The organism is Novosphingobium sp. 11B (assembly GCF_054589055.1).
This window is the reverse complement of sequence record NZ_BAAILP010000206.1, coordinates 1-6,633: the sequence shown is the minus strand read 5'-3', so window position 1 is coordinate 6,633 and position 6,633 is coordinate 1. Positions and strand designations below refer to the sequence as shown.

10 protein-coding genes are annotated in these 6,633 nt (G+C 66.6%); 3 read left to right on the top strand and 7 right to left on the bottom strand.

Annotated features, from left to right (window positions below):
- The first annotated feature begins 203 nt into the window (after positions 1-203).
- The 3 genes from ACYPYD_RS19015 (at position 204) to ACYPYD_RS19005 (ending at position 2,455) form a co-directional block, all read left to right on the top strand.
- Complete coding sequence (locus ACYPYD_RS19015) at positions 204-542, top strand: hypothetical protein (RefSeq protein ID WP_459664844.1); 339 nt, start codon at positions 204-206, stop codon at positions 540-542.
- 93 nt (positions 543-635) lie between these two features.
- Positions 636-2,315 carry a YbaL family putative K(+) efflux transporter gene (ybaL, locus tag ACYPYD_RS19010; protein ID WP_008833586.1) on the top strand — a complete coding sequence of 560 codons (1,680 nt, stop codon included), beginning with the start codon at positions 636-638 and terminating at the stop codon, positions 2,313-2,315.
- Positions 2,312-2,455, top strand: coding sequence for a hypothetical protein (locus ACYPYD_RS19005; protein WP_155986379.1), 144 nt, complete (start codon positions 2,312-2,314; stop codon positions 2,453-2,455). The genes ybaL and ACYPYD_RS19005 overlap by 4 nt, the downstream gene beginning before the upstream one ends.
- Positions 2,456-2,507: 52 nt before the next feature.
- On the opposite strand, the gene ACYPYD_RS19000 is transcribed toward ACYPYD_RS19005, so the two are convergent.
- The 7 genes from ACYPYD_RS19000 to ACYPYD_RS18970 form a co-directional block, all read right to left on the bottom strand.
- Positions 2,508-2,810 carry a helix-turn-helix domain-containing protein gene (locus ACYPYD_RS19000; RefSeq protein WP_162177409.1) on the bottom strand — a complete coding sequence of 101 codons (303 nt, stop codon included), beginning with the start codon at positions 2,808-2,810 and terminating at the stop codon, positions 2,508-2,510.
- Positions 2,776-3,051, bottom strand: a complete 276-nt coding sequence (locus ACYPYD_RS18995; protein WP_008833584.1) for a BrnT family toxin — start codon at positions 3,049-3,051, stop codon at positions 2,776-2,778. The genes ACYPYD_RS19000 and ACYPYD_RS18995 overlap by 35 nt, the downstream gene beginning before the upstream one ends.
- 60 nt (positions 3,052-3,111) lie before the next feature.
- Complete coding sequence (gene trxC / locus ACYPYD_RS18990; protein ID WP_459664843.1) at positions 3,112-3,552, bottom strand: thioredoxin TrxC; 441 nt, start codon at positions 3,550-3,552, stop codon at positions 3,112-3,114.
- Positions 3,553-3,590: 38 nt separating this feature from the next.
- On the bottom strand, positions 3,591-4,139 hold the full coding sequence (locus tag ACYPYD_RS18985) for a pseudouridine synthase (RefSeq protein ID WP_459664840.1): 549 nt from the start codon (positions 4,137-4,139) through the stop codon (positions 3,591-3,593).
- Positions 4,140-4,143: 4 nt separating this feature from the next.
- Positions 4,144-5,055 (bottom strand): DMT family transporter, encoded by a 912-nt coding sequence (locus ACYPYD_RS18980; protein ID WP_036528044.1) that lies wholly within the window; start codon positions 5,053-5,055, stop codon positions 4,144-4,146.
- A gap of 77 nt (positions 5,056-5,132) precedes the next feature.
- The gene (locus ACYPYD_RS18975; RefSeq protein ID WP_459664839.1) at positions 5,133-6,119 is read right to left on the bottom strand and encodes a TerC family protein; all 987 of its coding nucleotides are present in this window, start codon (positions 6,117-6,119) and stop codon (positions 5,133-5,135) included.
- 33 nt (positions 6,120-6,152) lie between these two features.
- A complete protein-coding gene (locus ACYPYD_RS18970) occupies positions 6,153-6,323 on the bottom strand; it encodes a YdcH family protein (RefSeq protein WP_459664837.1) in 171 nt (56 codons plus the stop codon).
- Between the last annotated feature and the right edge of the window lie 310 nt (positions 6,324-6,633).

Below are 6,633 nucleotides of genomic sequence, written 5' to 3'. Positions count from 1 at the left end.
CTTCGTCATTGCGAGCGAAGCGAAGCAATCCAGGGCGGTGTAAGACTGCTCTGGATTGCTTCGCTGCGCTCGCAATGACGATTCAAGGTAAGGCATCACTCTAAAGACAAGCCACCGGTCCCGGATCAAGTCCGGGACGACGACTGGCGAAACCTCTTCGCGCTTCCTATGTTGTATGGGAACGAACCGGGGAGCCCTGAAACTTGCGTGACGTCCTCATCCTGAGGAAACCGAAGGTCTGGTGCCTGCTTCTGCTGGCCGCCGTCTTCGCGCACGCGCTGATCCCGATCGAGGCCCGCGCTTCCGGCTCGGCATTCAGCCCTTCCACGGTCGAGGTATCGACCGGCCACTCCCTGCGCGTGGCTGCCGTGCGCAAGCTCGCCCCCCAGCGTGACCCGCTCGGCAGGGGGATGTTGCTCGCCGCCTCCTCCCAGGACCGGAAAGCACGGGACGCCCGCGCCTGCCCTGCCCCGGCCGCAGCCTCCGGCCCGCCCGGCTGGCGCTGCGCGCTGTCGCAGCCCAGAGCCCCGCCCTTCGCCTGACACGCCGCCGGATCGCAATGCCGATCCGACAGTTTCAGCAAGGCCGGAGCGGCGCATTCCAGCGCGTCCCGGCAGCGAAGCACGGGACATCCAATGCCTCATCACACTCCCCTGATCGGCACCATCGTCGCCGGTCTGGTGATCGCCTTCTTCATGGGGGCGCTCGCCCACCGCCTGCGGGTTTCCCCCATCGCAGGCTACCTTCTCGCCGGCGTCATGGTCGGCCCCTTCACGCCCGGCTTCGTCGCCGATGCCGGGCTCGCACAGGAACTCGCCGAGATCGGCGTGATTCTCCTCATGTTCGGCGTCGGCCTGCATTTCTCGCTGCGGGACCTGCTGGCGGTGAAGAACATCGCCATCCCCGGCGCACTCGTGCAGATCGCCGTCGCGACCCTGCTGGGCATCGGCATCGGCTACATGATGGGCTGGGACCTTGCCGCCGGCTTCGTCTTCGGCCTCGCGCTCTCGGTGGCGAGTACCGTGGTCCTGCTGCGCGCGCTGCAAAGCCGCAACCTCGTCGAGACCGAGCGCGGACGCATCGCCGTCGGCTGGCTGATCGTCGAGGATCTCGTCATGGTCCTCGCGCTGGTGCTGCTGCCTGCGCTGGCCTCGGGCCTCTCGGGAGGCGACGGCGCGGCAAGCCTGCCATGGGTGATCTCGACGACGTTGCTGAAGGTCGCGGGCTTCGTGGCGCTGATGCTGATCGTCGGGCGCCGCGTGCTGCCCTGGGCGCTGCACTGGGTGGTCCACACCGGATCGCGCGAGCTGTTCCGCCTTGCCGTCCTTGCGGTGGCTCTCGGCGTGGCGTTCGGGGCGGCCTATGCCTTCGACGTCAGCTTCGCGCTGGGTGCCTTCTTCGCAGGCATGATCCTGGGCGAAACGCAGCTCTCCCGCCGCGCCGCCGAGGAGACCCTGCCCTTGCGCGACGCTTTCGCGGTACTGTTCTTCGTTTCGGTGGGCATGCTGTTCGACCCCTCGGTGGTGACCGAGCAGCCGATCCCGCTGCTGGTCACCGTCCTGACGATCGTGGTCGGCAAGTCGCTGGCCGCCTGGCTGATCGTGCGCGCCTTCGGCTACGAGAACGACAAGGCGCTGACGATCTCCGCCAGCCTTGCGCAGATCGGCGAGTTCTCGTTCATCCTCGCCGGGCTGGGCGCCGGGCTGGGGCTGCTGCCCGAGGCGGGACGCGACCTCATCCTCGCGGGCGCGATCATCTCGATCTTCCTCAACCCCTTCATCTTCAACTTCGCGGTCGGCAGTACCGGCTCCGTCAAGAAGCAGATGGAGGAGCAGGCCGAACAGGCGGAGATCGAGCACGAGAAAAAGCGCGAGGAGCACGTCATCCTCGTCGGATACGGCCGCGTCGGCAAGCTGGTGGCGCACGGCCTGCGCGCCACCCCGACCGCCGTGCTGCTGATCGAAGCGCAGAGCGATCTCGCCCGCGAGGCCCGCGCCGAGGGCTTCGAGGTCGTCACCGGCAACGCGGTGGAGCCCGATGTCCTGAGGGAAGCGGGCATCGAGCGCGCCAACCGCATGCTCATCGCCATCCCCGAAGGCTTCGAGGCGGGCGCGATCTGCGAGGCCGCCCGCAAGCTTCGCCCCGACCTCTCGGTGATCGCCCGCGCCCACTCGGACGCGCAGTTCGCGCATCTCGTGGAGCACGGCTGCGACAAGGTGGTGCTGGGCGAGCGGGAGATCGCACGGCAGATGCTCGAACTGATCGGCGCCAGCGCCAGCCGCATCGCCGCCGTACCGGACGTGAAGTCGGCATGAGGGCGAGGAGAAAACCGCCCGGCTGGTTCAAGTGGGCGGTCTGGGGCGGGATCGTGCTGGCCGTCGCCGTCCCCACCGCCTGCGTGATGAACCACGGGGAGGTGCCGGGCTACGGCGCCTTCCCGTCATTGCCGCACTGAAACGAGACAAGTTTGGGTCGACGTTCTCGCCGTCATCAAAGGCAGTCGTAGTCTAGGCGAGCACTCCGGCTGCCTGCGCCATGACCTTGCGCACCATCTCCGGTTCGGCCTCGATGACCGTGAGATAGGCGCGCACGGCAGGTGGCGGCATGTGGCGAGCCAGTTCGTACTGGCGCAAGTTGGCGAGCGGAATGCCATAAGCCGCCGAGAACTGCGCCTGGTCCAAGCCAAGGCGATGCCGCAGAATGCGAAACCGCCGTCCGATATGGGCGCGTTCCAGCCCGGCCACGCTGACGTCAAAATCCTCGGGATCGTTGGGGTCAGCCGGAATTGCGATCGTAGTCTCTTTGTTCACCAGCATTGCTCCGTCGAACAGATATCAGCCTGACCCGATCGTCTCTCAAGACGTACACGACCGTGAACAACTTACCGTCCACCAAGCCCACCGCCTTGTAGCGATCTTCGCCATCGACCAAGCGAAATGAAGGTAAAACCTCATGCCGCGTATCCTCGAAAATCCGCATCCCGAACGCCAGCCGCAAGCCGTGCTTGACCAGATTGGCCTCGTCCTTGGCGGGGTCGAACGCGAACTCCATCGCCCGTGACTATGGGCGTCGCATATAACACCGGAAGTTAAACCCCGTCCATCCGGCGACTTACCCAGCCGCCGCGGCCCGTGCCCAGGCAACGATGGCGCCGGGCGGCATCGCACCGGACTTGCGCGCGATCTCCCAGCCCTTGTGGATCAGAACGAGGGTCGGGATGGACTGGATGCCGTAGCGCCCGGCGATCGCCCCTTCCGCCTCGGTGTCGAGCTTGCCGAGGCGCATCTCGGGCTCCAGCTGCGCCGCCGCCGCCGCGAAGGCCGGAGCCATCTGGCGGCAGGGACCGCACCACGCGGCCCAGAAATCGACCAGCAGCGGCAGGTCGCTGCGCCCCGCATGAGCATCGAAATTCGCTGTGGTCAGGGTGACCGGCGCCCCGGCGAAGAGGGCCGCCCTGCACTTGCCGCATGTGCCGCCGGCGCCCAGCCGTTCGACCGGCACCCAGTTAGACGTCGTGCAGCGGGGACAAACGACGATTCTGTTATCGGACATGGACACGTCTCCTCACCATCGATGTAGGAGCGCGCGACTCAGACCGCCACTTCGCGCCACTCGCCCGGCGCGATGCCATCGAGGGTCCAGTCCCCGATGCGCCAGCGTACGAGGCGCAAGGTCGGGTGGCCCACGGCGGCGGTCATGCGGCGGACCTGCCGGTTACGGCCTTCGCGCAAGGTCAGTTCGATCCAGCAGTCCGGCACCGTCTTGCGGAAGCGCACCGGCGGATTGCGCGGCCACAGGTCGGGCGTGTCGATGCGGCGGGCATCAGCGGGCAGCGTCGGGCCATCGTTCAGCGTGACACCCTTGCACAGCGCTTGGATCGCGGCCTCGTCCGGCTCGCCCTCGACCTGCACGAGATAGGTCTTGGGCGTCTTGTAGCGCGGGTTCGAGATACGCGCCTGCAGGCGGCCGTCGTCGGTCAGCAGCAGCAACCCCTCGCTGTCGCGGTCGAGTCGCCCGGCGGGGTAGACGCCCGACACCTTCACGAAGTCCGACAGCGTCGCGCGCGGGCTGGGAGACTTGAGGTCGGTGAACTGCGGCAGCACGTCGAACGGCTTGTTGAGCAGGATCAGGCGGGTCATGCGATCAGTCCTTCGCGGGCTTGTCTGCGGCGCGCGCCATCGCCAGCGCCACGGCGAGCAACACCATGCCGACCACGTCGATCGTGCCCAGCGTCTCTCCGAAGGCGAGCCAGCCGACCGTGGCCGCCAGCGCCGGCTGTGCCATCAACGCGAGGCCGATCACCAGCGGTGTGAAATGGCGCAGCGAGTAGATCAGGAAACCCTGTCCGATCAGCTGGCTCGACAGCGCGAGCGCGACCAGCGGCGTCCAGTCGCGCGGCATGATGACTTCGCCCAGCAGCACTGCGGCGAGCAGCATCACCGGCACGCTCGCGGCGGTCGAGACGGCGAGCAGCGAATATTGCCCCCTGCCCTGCCGCACGCCGTTCAGCATGATGAGATAGACCGCGTAGAAAGCTCCGCCGAGCAGGCAGAACAGGTCTCCGACGAGGTTCGTGCGGCTGATCTCCAGCGATCCGCCCATCAGCAGGCCCGCCCCCGCCAGCGCGGCGAGGATGGCGCTGACTTCCAGCACGCGCGGCGCGCGCCGGGCGGTGGCAAGGCCCCAGACCATCACGATCAGACTGCCCGAATTGCCGAACAGCGAGGCATTGCCCACCTTTGTCCGCACGATGCCGAAATGCCAGGCGGCCAGGTCCAGGGCAAAGAACACCCCCGCCGCCATGACCAGCGCGATCACCCCCGGCGACATCCTGCGCTGCACCGCAGGCTCACGTCCGGCGAGCAGCACGAGCACCGGCAGCGCGAGGGTCAGGCGCCAGAACCCGGCGGCGACCGGCCCGGTATCGGCAAGCCGCACCAGCCATGCCCCCAGCGCCAGCGCGACGTTGGCGGCCAGCAGCGCGAGGAGATGGCGCGCGGTCCAGTCATGGCCGGGTCGGACTTCGGGGACGGACAGGGCGGGAGCAGTGCTCATGGCCCGCGTCCTAGCGGCATGGCGCGGGCGGCGCACCTGCTTATTGGCGCGCCGCCCGGATCGTCAACAAAGCAGGATCAATTCGGCAACTGCGCCGTCTCTTCCCCTCTTGTCTTCCAGAGCGACCAGCCCACCCCACCCGCGATCAGCGCCAGCGTGATGCCGAGGCTGGCGAGCGGCGGGAACTTCGCTCCGCCCAGCGCAAAGTCGGCGATCAGGATCTTGCCGCCGATGAACACCAGCACCAGCGCCAGCGCATACTTCAGGTAGTGGAAGCGATGCACCATCGCCGCCAGCGCGAAGTAGAGCGCGCGCAGGCCCAGGATCGCCATGATGTTCGAGGTGTAGACGATGAAGGTATCGGTCGTGATCGAGAAGATCGCCGGCACCGAATCGATCGCGAAGACCAGGTCGGCCAGGTTGATCACCACCAGCGCCAGGAACAGCGGCGTCGCTGCCCAGACGAGGTGGCCCTTCGCGTTGGCCTCCTTCACGAAGAAGTGCTCGGCGTGGTGCTGCTTGGTCACGCGCATGTGGCGCGAGATCCAGCGGATCGCGGCGTTGTTGCCGATGTCCGGGTCATGGTCGCTGGTGAACAGCATCTTGATCCCGGTGAAGATCAGGAAGGCGGCGAACAGGTACATGACCCAGTGGGCATGGGCGATCAGCGCCGCACCGCCCGCGATCATAGCCCCTCGCAGCACGATGACGGCAAGGATGCCCCACAGGAGCGCGCGATACTGGTACTTGGGCGCGACCGCGAAGTAGCCGAAGATCATCGATATGACGAAGACGTTGTCGATCGAGAGCGCCTTCTCGATGAAGTAGCCGGTGTAATAGTCGATCGCGGGCGCGGAGCCCTTGGCCCACCAGATCCACGCGCCGAAGATCATGGCGATGCCGATGTAGAACACCGACAGTTTCAGCGATTCGGCGATGCCCATCTCCTTGTCGTCCTTGTGCAGGACGCCGAGGTCGAAGGCGGTGAGCAGCAGCACGACGGCCGCGAACGAAAGCCAGAACCAGGCGGGCGTGCCCAGCCAGTCGGCGAAGAGAAATTCCATGATGACGTACCCTTTCGGGAAGAAACGGAAGGGTTAAAGGCCCGGCAGGGCGGTCGGCATGGCGACCAGCCGCGCGAGCCGCTCCTTCAGCCTGAGCTTGCGCTTCGTCATCCGCGCGATCGCGATCGGATCGGCGGTGCGGGTGGTCTTCATGCGGCGAATCGCGGCGTCGAGCTTCTGGTGCAGCTCGAGCAGGCGGAACATGCGTTCGGTCATTATCGTATCCCTATCGAACGGGTTGCAGTTCGATCGGATGAGCGGTGCTGTGGTTGCGTAAGAAAACAATGCTGAACCTGCACCGGTATCACCCGATGCGGTCCGACATCACGAGGCGTGAGGGAAACTCCCGATCACGCCGCGCCAGAGGGGCCCGGCCCGCAGCGGGTTTAATACGAGGAAATCGTTCCGAGTTCAAGACCGGCGGTATGCACCCTCCCATACCCTCGTCATCCCAGCGAAGGCTGGGACCGCTGCCGGTTCTTGAGGCGAGACCACGCGCCAGGGCCTATTGACG

Coding starts and splice junctions, on each gene's coding strand:
- ybaL (WP_008833586.1), top strand. CDS start 636: ATGCCTCATCACACTCCCCTGATCGGCACCATCGTCGCCGGTCTGGTG.
- ACYPYD_RS19005 (WP_155986379.1), top strand. CDS start 2,312: ATGAGGGCGAGGAGAAAACCGCCCGGCTGGTTCAAGTGGGCGGTCTGG.
- ACYPYD_RS18995 (WP_008833584.1), bottom strand. CDS start 3,051: ATGGAGTTCGCGTTCGACCCCGCCAAGGACGAGGCCAATCTGGTCAAG.
- trxC (WP_459664843.1), bottom strand. CDS start 3,552: ATGTCCGATAACAGAATCGTCGTTTGTCCCCGCTGCACGACGTCTAAC.
- ACYPYD_RS18985 (WP_459664840.1), bottom strand. CDS start 4,139: ATGACCCGCCTGATCCTGCTCAACAAGCCGTTCGACGTGCTGCCGCAG.
- ACYPYD_RS18980 (WP_036528044.1), bottom strand. CDS start 5,055: ATGAGCACTGCTCCCGCCCTGTCCGTCCCCGAAGTCCGACCCGGCCAT.
- ACYPYD_RS18975 (WP_459664839.1), bottom strand. CDS start 6,119: ATGGAATTTCTCTTCGCCGACTGGCTGGGCACGCCCGCCTGGTTCTGG.
- ACYPYD_RS18970 (WP_459664837.1), bottom strand. CDS start 6,323: ATGTTCCGCCTGCTCGAGCTGCACCAGAAGCTCGACGCCGCGATTCGC.